Genomic DNA, 15,005 nt, shown 5'->3' with positions numbered 1-15,005 from the left:
TCAGGTCCGAAACAGCTACAACTCGAAAACGTGGACTCAGAATCGACGACGCAGGCGCATCCCGACAGGGCGTCCGTCGGGGTCGACGAACAACCGGTAGGCGAGTGCGGCAAGTCGCTGCTGCCAGACGGGCGGCACCGTGATCTCGTGCATTCGCAGTCGGCCGACGGGCCGGGGCTTCGCGGACGGGTTGCGGTGCCAGTTGTCCAGGGCCGTCGCGCTCGCCGAGATCACGTCGAAGAACTGCTGCGGGTCGACGAGGTCGGCGTCGTCGCCGTCGGCCCGCCCGAGGTGTTCGCGGATCAGTTCGAGTCTCAGGTTGCGCGCGTGGGTTCTGGCGCCGTCGCCGAGGCCTGCTGGGTCCAAGGGTGCCCGATCGTCGCGCTGCTCGTCGACAATGGCCGCGGTCAGCTCCGAATCATGGGTCCAGGAGCGGCGATTGAAGTTGTCCGACCCCACTGCCGCCCACACGTCGTCGATGATGCAGACCTTGGAGTGCACGTATACCGGTATGCCACGGTCGTTTTCGATGTCGAGTACCAGTACGCGGTCACCGCCGGCTGCGCGGATGACCCCGAGCGCCGCCGAGTGTCCCAGCAGCGCAGAGGGAATGGTCAAGTTACTGTCGTCGTCGAGGTGCTTGGGGACCACCACCACCAGCCGCAGGTTCGGCTTGCGGCGCAGTGCCGCGGCGAACACGCGCGCGACGTCGACGGACCACAGATATTGGTCCTCGATGTAGATCAGCTCGGTGGCACGGTCCAGGGCTTTGGCGTACGCACGGGCCGCGCTGCGCTCGCCTCTCGTCGCGAACGGGTAGGCGGGGCGTCGACGCGGGTAGGTACGCAGCAGCTGAACCGAGCACGTGCCCTGCGGCTCCGGGGCGGCGGCAGCGGGTGGCAACTCCGACGGTTCACGCGTGACTCCGCGCAGGAAATCGGGAATGGCGTGCCACGGTAGACGCGAGAGCGCCGCGGGATCTTCCCACCGTTCGCGGAAGACGTCCTCCACATCCCGGACTGCGGGGCCCTCGATCTGCACCTGCATGTCGTGCCACGCCGGAATCTCGCCGTACTCGGGCGGGAAGGGGCGCGAGACGGGATCGCCGAAGTGATCGGCGTCGTCGCGTCGAGCACGGGCCAGATCGATACCGCCCACGAAAGCGACGTCGGGCAGATCTTTCCTGCCGTACCGCACGACCACGAACTTCTGATGGTGGCTCCCGGTGACCAGCGCGCGCTGGTCCAGAATGACCTCGCCGCCCGCCTCCTCCAGCCGCAGCGCGAGCTTGCGGTTCTTCGGACCGGTGAAACCGAGGGTTTCCATGTGGGAGCGCCACACCATGCCCTTGACGACGCCACCGCGGTGCGCGACGGCGGCCAGCGCATCCTCGACGGTCACGCCGTCGTCGGTGAGCAGCTGCTCCGGGTCCCCGCGCCAATCGGTGAAGAGCACCAGATCGTCGCGCTCGGTCTGCTCGAGGGCCCGTGCGAGTGCCGCGAAGTACGTCTTGCCGTGCACGAGGTTCTCGACGCGATTGCCCTCGGTCCAGGCCGAAATTCGGGTGTCGTCGTTGCCTCGCTCGGGCGCGGTCAGGAACCATGGGTGCCCCGGATCGAAACTGCGCTCGGGAGCTGTCAGAGCAGAGGTGGACCGACCGAATTTCTCGGCAACTCCGTCTACGACGCGCCGGATGCGCTGCACTATCACGATGGCATTGTTCCACCCGGTTTGAAGGCCACAGTGGGCGGGCACCCCGGCGATATGACTCAGGTACCCAACGTCACGCTCAGAAACGGCAAGCAGATTCCCCAGCTCGGTTTCGGCGTCTTTCAGATCGACGCCGACGAGACCGCGAAGGCCGTCGAAACGGCGCTCGAGATCGGCTACCGACACATCGACACCGCGCAGATGTACGGCAACGAGAAGCAGGTCGGCGAGGGCATTCGTAACTCCGGCATCGACCGCGAATCGGTGTTCGTCACCAGCAAGCTCAACAACGGTTTCCACCGGCCCGACGACGCGCGCTCGGCGTTCGACAAGACGCTCAGCGACCTCGGGACCGACTACGTCGATCTCTTCCTCATCCACTGGCCGCTGCCCACCCGGTACGACGGCGACTTCGTCTCCACGTGGAAGACGTTGGAGGAGTTCGCGGCCGACGGCCGGGCCCGCAACATCGGCGTCTCGAACTTCCAGCCCGCTCACCTCGATCGTCTCGCCGAAGAGACCGAGACGGTTCCCGCGGTGAACCAGATCGAGGTGCACCCGTACTTCGTCAACCACGACGTGTGGGCCTACGGCCGCGAACATGCCATCCCCACCGAGGCGTGGTCGCCGATCGCTCAGGGCAACGTTCTCGACGACGCGGAACTGAAGCGAATCGCCGATGCCGCAGGCAAATCCGTCGCACAGGTAGTGCTGCGCTGGCACATTCAGCGTGGCAACATCATCTTCCCGAAGTCGGTGACTCCGGAGCGCGTGAAGGCCAACTTCGACATCTTCGACTTCGAGCTGAGCTCGGCCGACGTCGATGCGATCACTGCACTCGACAAGGGCGAGGAAGGCCGGAACGGTCCGAATCCGGACACGTTCGACATGATTCCGGACTAGAACGTAACACTGTGGGCCCGAACGTCTTCGGACGTTCGGGCCTACAGTGCTGTTCGAACGGCTGTCGGTGCTTCAGTGCTTCAGGGTTGATCCGGTGGCGGCGATGACCTGTTCGGTGGTCACCCCGGGTGCAAGTTCCACGAGCTCGAGCGTGCCGTCGCCGACGACATCGATGACGGCCAGGTTGGTGATGATGCGGTCGACGACGCCCTGGCCGGTCAGCGGCAGGGTGCACGCGTCGAGGATCTTCGGATTGCCGTCGCGGTCGGTGTGTTCCATGACCACGATGACGCGTCGAGCCCCGTGCACCAGGTCCATCGCCCCGCCCATGCCCTTGACCATCTTGCCCGGGACCATCCAGTTGGCGAGGTCGCCGTTACGGGAAACCTGCATGCCGCCGAGGACGGCCGTGTCGATGTGTCCGCCTCGGATCATGCCGAAGCTCAGCGACGAATCGAAGTACGACGCACCGGGATTGACGGTGACGGTCTCCTTTCCGGCATTGATGAGGTTGGCGTCGACCTCGTCCTCGGTGGGGTAGGGGCCGGTGCCGAGGATGCCGTTCTCCGAATGCAGAGTGACGTTCACCTTGTCGGTGAGGTAGCCCGGGATCAGCGTCGGCAAGCCGATGCCGAGGTTGACGTATTCGCCGTCGACCATCTCGGCCGCCGCACGCTCGGCCATCCGGTCTCGGGTCCATCCTGCGGTCATGCTCGAACTCCTGAACTGACGGTGCGCTTTTCGATGCGCTTGTCCTGTGGACCGGTATGTACGACACGTTGGACGAACACTCCGGGGAGATGCACCTGGGCCGGGTCGATTTCGCCGGGCTCGACGAGCTTCTCCACCTGAGCGATGGTGATCCTGCCCGCCATCGCTGCCAGCGGGTTGAAGTTCATCGCCGTCTTGTCGAACACGAGATTGCCTGCGGTGTCGCCGATCTCGGCGTGCACCAGAGCGAAATCGGCGTTGATCGCCTCCTCGAGCACGTAGCGTTTGTTGCCGAACACCCGTGTTTCCTTGGGCGGTGACTCGATCGAGACGGAACCGTCGACGTTGTAGCGCCACGGCATTCCGCCGTCGGCGATGGGGCTGCCGACCCCGGCGGGGGTGAAGAAAGCGGGAATGCCGGTGCCGCCGGCGCGGAGACGCTCGGCGAGCGTGCCCTGCGGTGTCAGTTCCACTTCGAGTTCGCCGGCGAGGTACTGCCGGGCGAACTCCTTGTTCTCGCCGACGTACGACGCAGTGACGCGGCGAATACGTCCGGCTGCCAACAGAATTCCCAATCCGTAGCCGTCGACGCCGCAGTTGTTGGAGAACACCTCCAATTCGTCCGCGTCGGTGTCAGCGATGGCCTCGATGAGGGCATCGGGGATGCCGCATAGGCCGAAGCCGCCGACCGCGATGGTCGCTCCTCTACCGATGTCCGCCACCGCGTCGGCTGCGGAGTCGTAGGTCTTTCCTGTCACGTGAACTCCTGATGTGTTCGTTGAGCAAACGATGGGTCCAGTGAACTCGACCAGCGTGCATCGCGGCTGTTTTAGGAAATTCTGCTCGAATGTCGAACATCAAGTGCGTCAGCGTTCACTCAGTGGACGTACAGTGGTGCGGTGACCGTACTCGATGCCAACGCAGGCGTCATCGCCAAAGTGTGTGCTCTGCTGCGTGCCGCCAGTGCGGCGGAGGCGACCGGTACCTCGACCACCGAGTTGGCGAGGTCCGCTGGAGTCGCGCGCCCGACGGCGCATCGTCTGTTGACGGAACTGGCCGACGAGGGATTCGTCGACCGCGATACGGCGACCGGACGGTGGGCACTGGGACCGGAAATCTATCTCCTCGGCTCCATGGCCGCGTTACGCTACGACGTCACCGATCAGGCCCGAGATATCTTGCAGGACTTGGCAATGCGGAGTGGTGAGAGCGCGTTCCTGTCCGCGCGTCGAGGTGGCGAGACGGTGTGTCTGCTTCGGGTGGAGGGCAGCTTCCCGCTACGGTCGCATGTGCTGTACGAGGGCATCCGATTGCCGCTCGGGGTGGCCTCCGCAGGCTTGGCCGTTCTCGCCCATCTCCCGGACCGCGAGGTCGACGACTACCTGGACGGCGTCGATCTGGTGCCCGAGTGGGGAACCGACCATTCGGAGTCGGCCATTCGCCACCGTATCGAGCTGACGCGGTCCTCGGGCTACGCCGTCAACCCGGCGTTGCTCGTGGAAGGCAGCTGGGGACTGGGAGCAGCGGTGTTCGACCGCGGCCGCAGGCCGGCATGGGCGTTGAGTCTGACCGGTGTGGAAACGAGGTTTCGAGAGGACAGACGTCGGGAGTTGGGAAAGATGCTGCTCGACGCGGCGCACCGGCTCACCCTGCAGGTGGGCACCCGTCCCGATCCGATCTAGCCGTCCAGTTCTTCGAGAATGTCTGCGGCATCCTGACTTCCGCCGGCTGCCAGCCGCTGCAGTTCGTCGCGGTCCTCGCGCTCTCCGGCGCGTTCGACGAGCATGTCGACGGCGTCGCTGTTGCCGGCTGCGGCAAGTGAACGCAGGTCGTCGACGGTGCCCTGCTCCACCAATTCGTCGATCGCGTCCTGGTCACCGCCCGCAGCCCGTGCACGTAGCGCGGTCAGGTCGGATGGCGTGGGTTCGGTCATGTACGGAGTCTAAGTCGCCCGTGCGAGGCGAGGAACAATTCTGACGTACGCGATCATGCCGATCAGCTCCACCAACGTCTGCGTCACCACGACCACTGCGGCGAGGGAAAGAGCCGGCGGCAGCGCGAGCGCGAGAGGCAGCACCACCAGCGAGTTCCGGGTCGCCCCGGAGAAGATCAAAGCCCGGGTCGCGGGCACGTCCTGGCGGGTGACCCGAGCCGTCGCGAGTCCGACGACGGCCATGACGACCAGGAACGCCACGAAGATCGGCACTGCTGCGATGCGATCAGCTGAGATGCCTCGCTGCGGACTGCGTCGGCTTGAGATGCGACGACGACTGCGAGGGTCGCCATCATGATCGGCACCATCGCCGCTGCCATGGCGTCCATGATGCGAGTGCCGAGGCGTGTGCGTCGTGCCAACCATTGCGTTGCCGCAGCCGATGTCAGTGGCAGCGCGATCAGTAGGACGAAGGCCTCGACGAACGGTGCGACGTCGATGATCTTCACCAGGTCGGGTCCGACGAACAACCAGAGATACAGCGGCAAGAACGCGATCTGCAGCAGCATCAGCAATGGAGCAGCGGCGAGAAGTCGTTCCGATGCCGCCCCGGCCAATCCGCTGAAGACGATGACGTAGTCGATGCACGGAGCCAGCAGCACCAGAAGTATCCCGACGAGCACCGCTTCGTTACTCGCAACGAACCGGGTCAGTGCGAACACGACGATCGGGACGAGTACGAAATTGAGCACCACGACGCTGAGCAAGAAATTCGTGTCGCGAAGCGATACACCGATGGCGGAGAACGGAACTGCGAGGAACGTGGCGTAGAGCAAGACGATCAGCACCGGATTGATGGCGATCTCGAATGCGGGAGCCGATGCCGGTGCCGCCAACCCGACAACAACTCCGACGGCCAACGCCAATAGGTACAGCGGGATCTGGAACTTCTCCAGCCACGCCACTGCCGAACCGGTCACGTGGTACTCGTCGGTGAAGTGCAGAGGGTGGGCACGTACCGAGGATAGGCGTTGTCGAGTATTCGGGGGATGTGGCTCGGGTGCGCGATCATCGCCGCGTCGGTCCGACGACCTGGGGTTCGACGGGTCCGGCGTTCTTGTCGGTGGGTCGGGATACTCTTCTTGCAGTTCGAACATGCGTTCTTGTTTCGATTCACTGGGGGGTGAAGAGATGGCGATACCGACAGTCTCGTTGGATGCGTTGACCGCCGCTGCGCGAGAAGAGAATCGGCTGGCGGCTCGCAAGATTTCCGCGTGCTACTACGTCCATCGGAGCTGGATCACTCTCGACACCAAGCACAAGCACTACAGCCGGTATGGGCGCACCGAGATGGCGGTGGCGTTGGGGTGTTCGGCGACGGTCGCCGAGGCGTATGTCTCGGTCGGGGTCGCCCTGCACACTCGACTGCCGCTGGTGAAGAAGGCATTCGAGGCTGGGGAGATCGACCTCCCGCGAGTGAGGGTGGTGTGCCGGATCCTCGACAACCTCTCCGACGACATCGTGAAGTCGGTCGAGGACGAGATCGTCGAAGCAGCCCGACGGTCGTCACCGGGGCCGCTGGAGAAGGAGATCTGGGACATTCTGCTGCGCGTCGCACCGGAGGAAGCAGCAGCGTTGCGGGAGTTCGCGAAAAAGTTCCGCAGTGTTTCCTACGCCCGGGCTGGGGAGTTGGCGCGGATCCGAGCAGAATTGACCGCCCCCGAAGCCGCGGCCGCATGGCAGCTCCTGGAGGAAATGGCCGACACACTCTGCCCGAAAGACCCACGCGGCAAACAGGATCGGCTGTGTGACGCCTTCATGGCGCGGATGCACGGAGAACCCCGGCTGGTATGCCTGTGTCAACGTGAGGACTGCCCGAAGAAAGATGCAGAGCTGCCGGATCGTCGGGTGCCGTTGACGATGGTCACTGTCGATATCGCGACGCTGATCGGACTGCTCGCGAATCCGGCGTACCTGGCCGGGCACGGATCCATCGATCCCGACCTCGCGCGGGAGTTGGCGCGCAACAGTCACTGGCAGGTCCTGCTCACCGAGGCGGTGACGTTGGCAGAGAAACTCGGACTGGCAGTGCAGAACCCGGAAACCGGTGAATGGGAACAACGCTCGGCAGAAACAACAGCCGAACCGAGTGCGACAGAGCCTGACGCGACACAACCCAACGCGGAACCGAATACAGTGAAATCGGATACGCCGGCAACGCAGACGGATACAGGGACGAGGAGCGCAGGCACGGACACCGCACCACCTCCGCCATCACCACAGTCGCCGCCTGACCCAGGACCGCACACCGGGGCCGGTTCATGCCCACACCCGGGTTCGGTTGCGCCAGAATATCATTCGACGACCAACACAACGCCACCCGAGTCGACCGCGGATCCCGACACCCGGCAACGACGTCGGAATGCCTTGGCGGCCTCTGCAGCCCTGTTCTGTACTCACACACCCGTCGGCAGGGGCACACGGCACAGCTCTGCCCTCGACCTATCCTCGGCGGTCCGCCCCGACAACCCGACGATCCGCCCCGCAGGCCGCACCGCACAGCGCACTTCCTCAGCCATCTACCTCGGCAACGCCTCCCTCGCCGCAGCACTCGAAGCCGCCATCGCCGCCGACCCCACTCTCGGGAAATCCGTAGCACGTGACCCCCTGACCGACCGAGCGCTGATCTACCGACCTGACGCCCTCACCACCGCCGCCGTCCGGCTACGCGATCGCCATTGCCGCTTTCCCGGCTGCCACCGACCCGCGGCACGCTGCCAACTCGACCACATCATTGCCTTCGATCACGCCAATCCCCTCGGCGGCGGCTGGACGACAGTCAACAACCTCCAATGCCTCTGCGAATACCACCACAGCGTCAAAACCGCAGGCTACTGGACCGCCGTTATGCTCCCCGGTGGCGCGGTTCTGTGGACCTCCACCTCGAAGACCGCCCGAATCACCCTGCCCGCCAACGGAACAGCCGTACCCATCATCGGCAACGACCTCCGGCCGTACATACCCACCAAGCCCAAACGATCTGGCATCATCGCCTACCCCGACCCACCGGACAACGAACAGCCCGAGACAGACGACACGGCAGCACCGCCCTTCTAGAGGCCGCGTTCTTGGATGCAACGTTCAGTAGTCGAACGCCTCGAACCTGACGTCTTCACCGGCCACCCACTTCAGAACTGCTTGGTGCAGAGGCCGATCCGCGCACACGTAGAACTGTCGTCGCCCCACGTGGCCTACGGCTTTGACGTCGGACTCGGTCATTCGTCGTATGTAGGTCCGGGCTCGGAGCTGTTCGAGAGTGCGTGCCTTGGCGTGCCCGTCGGTGTCCAACTGTCCGGTGATGAACACCGTGATCGCCATCTCCAAGTGGCCGACCTGCTCGATGACGTCGACGGCGAGAGCCAGGTCCTCTGCGCGGATGCTCCACAGCAGGGTCAGCGCGAGTCCGGATTCGTGGGCAGCATGCGCCTGCGCCATGAAGGGCGTGATCCCGATCCCCGATGCCACGACCACTACTTCGTCGGTATCGGGCTGCGTAGCGGCGTATCTGGTGTCGTCCTCGCCGCCGAAGCCCATGACAGGGACGGCCAGGTCCGACCCTGGAGTCCACCGCGACAGCAGGCGGCTGACCGGTCCGTGCTCCCGAACGGTTATCTCGAATACATTGCTGCCCGAAGTGTTCGGTTCGCTGGACACCGTGAACGTTCTGATGAAGTCGTCGTTGAGGGAGCTCGGGTCATGATCGCGCATGTGCGACCAGCCACGATCGAGTCGATCCGAGAAGTCGAGGGTGACGTGTTGCCCTGCACGCCATCGCACCGGCGTCGACGACTCGCCCGGAGAAAGCCGGAATGTGTAGCGCGATATCGTCGGTGTGATCGGCAGCTTGTGGATCAGCGAGGCAAGCATTCTGTCCGCTGATCTGGGCCGCCGGCCCGAACCTCCGACCTCGCGGGCCAATCTTCGAACCGGCGGGTTGTACGGCGACGGGTCGAGCAGCGTGCCTCGGAATGCAAGGCCCACTCTTACGAAGCGCACTGCCTCGATATCGATCCGTACAGCCATACTGCTATGTGGCAGAACGCTTTCAGCGGCATCTCCGATCAGTACCTCTGCGCGTCCCGTCAGGTAGAGGATGTCGCCGGTGTCGAAATCGGGGAAGGTGAGTCCCACTGCCCGGTCGGAAGTGATGTTTCCCAACGTCTGGTAGAGGCGGTTCCCCGAGTACTCCGGGTACACCAGGGTCACGCCCTCCGTGTCGGAGTTGCTGAATATCCGGACGAATCCTGGTGCCCCACCGCGGATGTTGGTGTCCATGCTGTGGGCGCCGTGTCGGCTGGAGATGAGGAACGTGTCGGATCTGCCGATGAGGGCGAGGGCGTCGGCTGGTAGCGGGAGTGAATCGGTGATCAACTGCGGAGATGATGCGTAGGGTGTTATCGCCCGCTTGTTCAGATATTTGGGGCAGTTTCCGAGGGTTTCGTCGACTGCGACATTCACCTGTACGTCGATAGGTTCGCTGGTCTCCGAAGGCGTTGTGTTCGTTCGCCTTTCCATCACCATCCCGTCGTGCAGCCGTCCTGCGATCTTGACCCGACCCCTGTGCTCGAGATCGATGACGAGGCCCGAGGCCAGCTTTCCTCGTCCGTTCGTGGCTTCGTCGCCCACGAGACCCTCGAGCACTGGGTCGGTGCCCGCCCATCGAGCGTCCGGATCTGCGGGGCGAGGTTCGAGCCAAGTCCTAAACCTCACTCGCAGAACACTGTCCGCGGCCACGGTTGCTGTTCCCGGAGCGCCTCCGAGCAGCGTTGTCCACACACGGCCGTCGACGCCGATCGTCCCGAGCGCCACGAGTGGGCTCCGGCTCATCCAGGGTCCGTATGCGGCGGGCAGCCCTGGGACAGTGGGGTTGTCCTCGTACGGCACCTGCAGAAGACGGTGCATCGTCTCCTCCCCTGGATGCCACTGGCTCGGCATGTGGTCGTCATCTGCTCGCATGACGTCTGGCCTTTCTCGGAGGCTGTTGGCGTACATGGCTATTGGGAATAACTGGTGCGGAATCGAGAACAAGTTCTCTATCAGGCTGCGTGTCGCGCCCCGGAAGATCGGTGCAGGAAGGTGGTGATCAGGGTGGCGACGTCGTCGAGGTGGCTTTCGAGGAGGAAGTGGCCCCCGTCCAGTAGATGAATTTCCGCGTCGGGGAGATCGCGCAGGAACGCGCGCGCGCCGTCGGGTCCGAAGATTTCGTCGTTCTTGCCCCAGACAGCAAGGAGCGGGGGACGACTATCGCGAAAGTAGCGCTGCACCGCGGGATACAGGCGGACGTTGGTCGGATAGTCGGCGAACAGCCGCAGTTGGATCTCGTCGATGCCGGGGCGGGTGAGTAGCGCGTGGTCGTGGATCCAAGCGTCGGGACTCAGGAGCGTCGAATCGGAGACACCGTGGACGTACTGCCATCGGACCGCGTCCAGTTCGAGTGCTTCGCGCAGCGGAGCCGCGGTTTCCGGTGTGCGGTTATTCGCGTAGGTCCATAGAGGAGCCCAGAACGAGTCGACGAACCCTTCCTCGTAGGCATTTCCGTTCTGAGTGACGATGGCGGTGATGCGATCGGGATGGCTGAGGGCGAGACGCCATCCGACGGGTGCGCCGTAGTCCTGGGTGTAGATCGCGTACCGGTCGAGACCCAGCTGCTCGAGGAGGTGATCGGTCACCGCGGTGAGCGTGTCGAAGGTGTAGTCGAAGTTGTCGACGGATGGAGCTGACGAGTATCCGAAGCCGATGAGGTCGGGTGCGATCACGTGAAAATGTTTGCCCAACAACGGGATGAAGTGGCGGAACATGAAAGAGCTCGAGGGCGTTCCGTGCAGCAGCACGATGGTGGGATCGGCGGGATTGCCGGCCTCGCGGTAGAAGACTTCGAGTCCGTCGACGGTGGTGGTGTGGTGATGAACGGCGACCATGAATAACCCCTATGGGTACTTGATGTGGTTACTCCCATGACGGAACCACACTGGCCGTAACCTGTCAAGCGGTCTATGATGGTTACATGGACACCGCGGAAGCACGGGCGATCGATGAGGCACTGCTGATCGACCTGCTCAACACCACACCGGTCGTGGATGATCAGCCGATCGATCTCCTGGCGGGCGACGCCGACGGCCGAGACTGGCTGAGTGCACGCGGCGGGACCGGAAGCGCCGAGGAGCTTCGGGTGTGTCGCGCTCTGCGTGACGACCTTCAGCGGGTGGTGCGGGGTGAGGCGTCACCGTCATCGCTGAGAACGTACTTGGATGGCCTCTCGCGGGTGCCGGTGCTGACCGATGACGCGCTGGACTGGAATCTGCAGGTGGCCGAGGATCGCCGACTGGCTGCGCGAATAGTGCTGGCCTGGGCGGAGATTCGTGAGACTATTCCCGGCGCACTGCGTCCGTGTGCGAATGACGAGTGCCGCCTGTTTCTCCTGGATCGCTCCCGTGCGGGCACCGCGCGGTGGTGTTCGATGGCCACGTGTGGCAACAAGATGAAGGCCCGACGGCACCGTGCTCGGGCAGCGGGCGACTGATTGTCGCGCGCCGCAGCGGGCGCAGGGCGATCGCCCTCGTCGCGAACATTCTGCTGGCCGGCGCGGGGTGTGCCGTCTCCTGCTCGGGCGCAACACGCGAGCCCACGACCGACCGATCGTGGGCTCGTCGTACAGCAGGTGAGAGTCGCCCTCGGGCGCTAGGACCCGAGGGCGACCAGGGCTGGGGGTGTCAGACCAGGTTCCGAATGTGGTCGCGCGTGAATTCGATGCGCTCGTCGACGCGGCCGTCGCCGACCTTGTTCACCCACTCCGGATCGGAGAGCAGCACCCGTCCGACGGCCACCAGGTCGAACTCGCCGTCCTGGAACTGACCGGCCAACGCGTCCAGTCCCGTCACACCGGAGGCCGCGTCCTCCGACCATGCCGAGGTGAACACCGAATCGAGGCCCACGGAGCCGACGGTGATGGTCGGAACGCCGGTGAGCTTGCGCGTCCAGCCGGCCAGACCGAGCTTGCCGTCCACTCCGTCCAGTTCGGGGAATGCCGGATCCCAGTGCCGACGAGTCGAAGCATGCAGTACGTCCACGCCTGCGTCGACCAGTGGCGTGAGGACGCGATCGAGTTCGGCCGGGTTCTCTGCGAGTCGAGCGTCGAAGTGGTTGCTCTTCCACTGCGAGAAGCGGTAGACGATCGCGAAGTCGTCGCCCACCGCGGCACGGATCGCAGCGACCACCTGTGCGGGGAAGCGGGTCCGGGCCTCGAGAGATCCGCCGAACTCGTCGTCGCGCACATTGGTTGTTGCCCAGAGGAATTCGTCGAGGAGATAACCGTGAGCACCGTGCAGTTCCAGGCCGTCGAAGCCGGTGTTCTTCGCGTTGACGGCAGCCTGAACCCAGTGCGAGGTCAGTTCGTCGAGATCGGCGTCGGTGAAGGCGCGACCGACCGAGGAGCCGTCGAGAGCGATGCCGGACGGGCTGACGGTGGTGACGTCGGGGAACAGGCGTGGCTCGGTGCCGCGCTCGACCCCCAGGTGCCACAGCTGCGGGATGATCGCGCTGCCCTCGGCGTGGACCGCATCGACGACGCCCTTCCATCCTTCGAGGCTGGTGTCGCCGTAGATCCTCGGTACGCGGGTGTGCGGTCCTGCGGCGGGGTCGGGGATGTAGGTGCCCTCGGTGATGATGAGGCCGGTGCCGCCTGCTGCACGTTTGCGGTAATACTCCGCCACGTCCGGGCCGGGGATGCCGTCGGGCGAGAACGCCCTCGTCATCGGGGCCATGGCGAAGCGGTTACGCAGCTTCAGCGACTTGACCTCGAACGGCTCGAAGAGCCCGGCGGTGGACAGGTGCGGTGTTGTCGTTGCAGTTTCGGTCACGCCTGCGCACAACCTGGTCGGACTCCGAGCTATTCCCCCTCCCGGACTGTAGCGTCGAAACACTATGAGCCAGTCGCCGCTGATATCAGCTTCCGAATTACACGATCTGTTCGAGATGGGTCGCGGCCCCGTGGTCCTGGACATTCGGTGGACCCTCCAAAACGGTAGCGACAGAGCAGGTTACGAGGCGGGGCACATCCCGACCGCGCAATTCGTCGATCTCGGTACGGAACTGGCCGCACCGCCGGACGATCGTGGTCGCCATCCGCTGCCCGACGCGGATACGTTCGTCGCGGCAATGCGAGGAGCCGGAGTCGGCGACGATTCCGCGGTGGTGGTCTACGACGCGGGCCCGGCAACTGCGGCTGCGCGGGCCTGGTGGTTGCTCCGCTACTTCGGTCACCGGGATGTGCGCGTCCTCGACGGCGGGTTCGCGCGATGGGTCGACGAGGGCTATTCCGTCGGTACCGAGCCCTCGATCGTGGCGGCCGGATCGTTCACGGCGCGGCCGCCGCTGGCCCGGGTCCTCGAAGTCGAGGACGTGCTCGACTTCGCACGCGAGAACGTCCTTCTCGACGCCCGCGCACCCGAGCGATTCCGCGGCGAGGTCGAGCCAGTCGATCCTGTGGCCGGCCACATCCCCGGGGCGATCAACAGGCCGACGACCGACAATGTCGATTCCGACGGGCGCTTCCTGCCCCCGGAGGTACTCGACGGCGCATTCGGTGGACTCGTGCCGAAGGGAAAGGACGTCGCCGTCTACTGCGGCTCGGGTGTGACCGCTGCGCATCAGATTCTCGCACTGGAGTTGGCAGGTATCGATGCCGCGTTGTATCCCGGCTCGTGGTCGGGTTGGATCACCGATCCGACGCGGCCGAGGGCATGACACACCGGCGCTGAGCTGGCAGTTCATTCAACCAGGGTTGAACTTGAATCTGACTTCAACTATACCTGGGGAATGAAGGTTGCAGGCAAGGTCGCCATCGTCACCGGAGGTGGTGGCGGAATCGGCGGAGCCATCGCCGCCAGACTCACCGAACACGGAGCCCGCGTCGTCGTCTCCGATGTCGACGAGTCCACGGCCCGATCCGTGGTCGACGCCATCGAGCGAGACCGGCCGGGCACAGCCGTCGCTGCCGCGGCCGACGCGTCGGACATCGGGGATATCGAGCGGCTGATCGCGGTCGCCGAAGAGTCGTTCGGTCCGGTCGATCTGTATTTCGCAAACGCCGGCATCAGCGGTGCCCCCGGGCTCGACGCCAGCGAACCGGACTGGGACCTGTCCTTCGACGTCAACGTGCGCGCACACATCCGCGCTGCGCAGCTGTTGGTGCCGGGTTGGCTCGAACGTGGTGAGGGCTACTTCGTCAGTACGGCCTCCGCAGCCGGCTTGCTCACCCAGATCGGTTCCGCGACATACGCGACGACCAAGCATGCCGCGGTGGGATTCGCCGAATGGCTCAACGTCACCTACGGCAATCGGGGCATTCGCGTCAGCTGCCTGTGCCCGATGGGCGTCAATACCAAGCTGCTCTACGAAGGCCGCGAATCGGGAGATGCCTTGGGAGCGGCCGCAACTGCCGCGGTGCTGAGCGCGGGCGCTGTGCTCGAGCCGCTCGACGTCGCCGACGTGGTGCTCGACGCGATGGACCGGGAGCAGTTCCTGATCCTGCCCCACGAGAACGTACTGGACATGTACCGCAACAAAGGTGCCGATTACGACCGGTGGTTGCGCGGCATGCGCCGCTACCAGGACAGCTTGCTCGACAACCAACAGGGGAACTGAACGTGGCATTTTTCGAGACCAGCGACCGCGCAAAGAAGTACGAGTC

13 protein-coding genes and 1 pseudogene are annotated in these 15,005 nt (G+C 64.6%); 6 read left to right on the top strand and 8 right to left on the bottom strand.

The window, feature by feature from the left end:
• Positions 1-36: 36 nt before the first annotated feature.
• On the bottom strand, positions 37-1,710 hold the full coding sequence (locus J1M81_RS12045; protein WP_206498090.1) for a phospholipase D-like domain-containing protein: 1,674 nt from the start codon (positions 1,708-1,710) through the stop codon (positions 37-39).
• A 54-nt stretch (positions 1,711-1,764) separates the two neighbouring features.
• On the opposite strand from J1M81_RS12045, the gene J1M81_RS12040 reads away from it, so the two are divergent.
• Entirely contained in the window at positions 1,765-2,613 is an 849-nt protein-coding gene (locus tag J1M81_RS12040) for an aldo/keto reductase (RefSeq protein WP_032364727.1), read from the top strand.
• A gap of 72 nt (positions 2,614-2,685) precedes the next feature.
• Here the strand turns inward: J1M81_RS12040 and J1M81_RS12035 are convergent, their stop codons facing one another.
• Positions 2,686-3,324, bottom strand: a complete 639-nt coding sequence (locus tag J1M81_RS12035; protein WP_027494424.1) for a 3-oxoacid CoA-transferase subunit B — start codon at positions 3,322-3,324, stop codon at positions 2,686-2,688.
• Positions 3,321-4,082 carry a CoA transferase subunit A gene (locus tag J1M81_RS12030; RefSeq protein ID WP_032364512.1) on the bottom strand — a complete coding sequence of 254 codons (762 nt, stop codon included), beginning with the start codon at positions 4,080-4,082 and terminating at the stop codon, positions 3,321-3,323. Before J1M81_RS12030 ends, J1M81_RS12035 begins: the two co-directional genes overlap by 4 nt.
• Positions 4,083-4,223: 141 nt before the next feature.
• Here J1M81_RS12030 and J1M81_RS12025 point away from each other — a divergent pair, with 141 nt between their 5' ends.
• On the top strand, positions 4,224-5,006 hold the full coding sequence (locus J1M81_RS12025; RefSeq protein WP_283348266.1) for an IclR family transcriptional regulator: 783 nt from the start codon (positions 4,224-4,226) through the stop codon (positions 5,004-5,006).
• Here the strand turns inward: J1M81_RS12025 and J1M81_RS12020 are convergent.
• The gene (locus J1M81_RS12020) at positions 5,003-5,257 is read right to left on the bottom strand and encodes a hypothetical protein (protein ID WP_032364511.1); all 255 of its coding nucleotides are present in this window, start codon (positions 5,255-5,257) and stop codon (positions 5,003-5,005) included. The two genes, J1M81_RS12025 and J1M81_RS12020, sit on opposite strands and share 4 nt — an antisense overlap.
• A gap of 9 nt (positions 5,258-5,266) precedes the next feature.
• A pseudogene (locus J1M81_RS12015) lies at positions 5,267-6,261 on the bottom strand (arsenic resistance protein).
• Between the two features lie 187 nt (positions 6,262-6,448).
• Between J1M81_RS12015 and J1M81_RS12010 the strand changes: the two are divergent.
• On the top strand, positions 6,449-8,374 hold the full coding sequence (locus J1M81_RS12010; RefSeq protein ID WP_206498089.1) for an HNH endonuclease signature motif containing protein: 1,926 nt from the start codon (positions 6,449-6,451) through the stop codon (positions 8,372-8,374).
• 24 nt (positions 8,375-8,398) lie between these two features.
• On the opposite strand, the gene J1M81_RS12005 is transcribed toward J1M81_RS12010, so the two are convergent.
• Both J1M81_RS12005 and J1M81_RS12000 read right to left on the bottom strand, forming a co-directional pair.
• Positions 8,399-10,219 (bottom strand): pyridoxamine 5'-phosphate oxidase family protein, encoded by a 1,821-nt coding sequence (locus J1M81_RS12005; protein WP_206498088.1) that lies wholly within the window; start codon positions 10,217-10,219, stop codon positions 8,399-8,401.
• 134 nt (positions 10,220-10,353) lie between these two features.
• A complete protein-coding gene (locus tag J1M81_RS12000; protein ID WP_206498087.1) occupies positions 10,354-11,235 on the bottom strand; it encodes an alpha/beta fold hydrolase in 882 nt (293 codons plus the stop codon).
• 86 nt (positions 11,236-11,321) lie between these two features.
• Here J1M81_RS12000 and J1M81_RS11995 point away from each other — a divergent pair, with 86 nt between their 5' ends.
• Positions 11,322-11,837 (top strand): CGNR zinc finger domain-containing protein, encoded by a 516-nt coding sequence (locus J1M81_RS11995; protein WP_057472604.1) that lies wholly within the window; start codon positions 11,322-11,324, stop codon positions 11,835-11,837.
• A 190-nt stretch (positions 11,838-12,027) separates the two neighbouring features.
• On the opposite strand, the gene J1M81_RS11990 is transcribed toward J1M81_RS11995, so the two are convergent.
• Positions 12,028-13,173, bottom strand: a complete 1,146-nt coding sequence (locus J1M81_RS11990; RefSeq protein WP_206498086.1) for an NADH:flavin oxidoreductase — start codon at positions 13,171-13,173, stop codon at positions 12,028-12,030.
• A 64-nt stretch (positions 13,174-13,237) separates the two neighbouring features.
• Between J1M81_RS11990 and J1M81_RS11985 the strand changes: the two genes are divergently transcribed.
• Together J1M81_RS11985 and J1M81_RS11980 are read left to right on the top strand one after the other, a co-directional pair.
• Positions 13,238-14,059, top strand: coding sequence for a sulfurtransferase (locus tag J1M81_RS11985; protein ID WP_206498085.1), 822 nt, complete (start codon positions 13,238-13,240; stop codon positions 14,057-14,059).
• Positions 14,060-14,131: 72 nt separating this feature from the next.
• On the top strand, positions 14,132-14,959 hold the full coding sequence (locus J1M81_RS11980; protein ID WP_032382158.1) for an SDR family oxidoreductase: 828 nt from the start codon (positions 14,132-14,134) through the stop codon (positions 14,957-14,959).
• The last annotated feature ends 46 nt before the right edge of the window (positions 14,960-15,005 follow it).

This window comes from Rhodococcus sp. KRD175, assembly GCF_017168275.1.
GTDB lineage: Bacteria > Actinomycetota > Actinomycetes > Mycobacteriales > Mycobacteriaceae > Rhodococcoides > Rhodococcoides fascians.
Note: the sequence above shows the minus strand (reverse complement) of the source record. Positions and strands in the feature narration are given on the sequence as shown.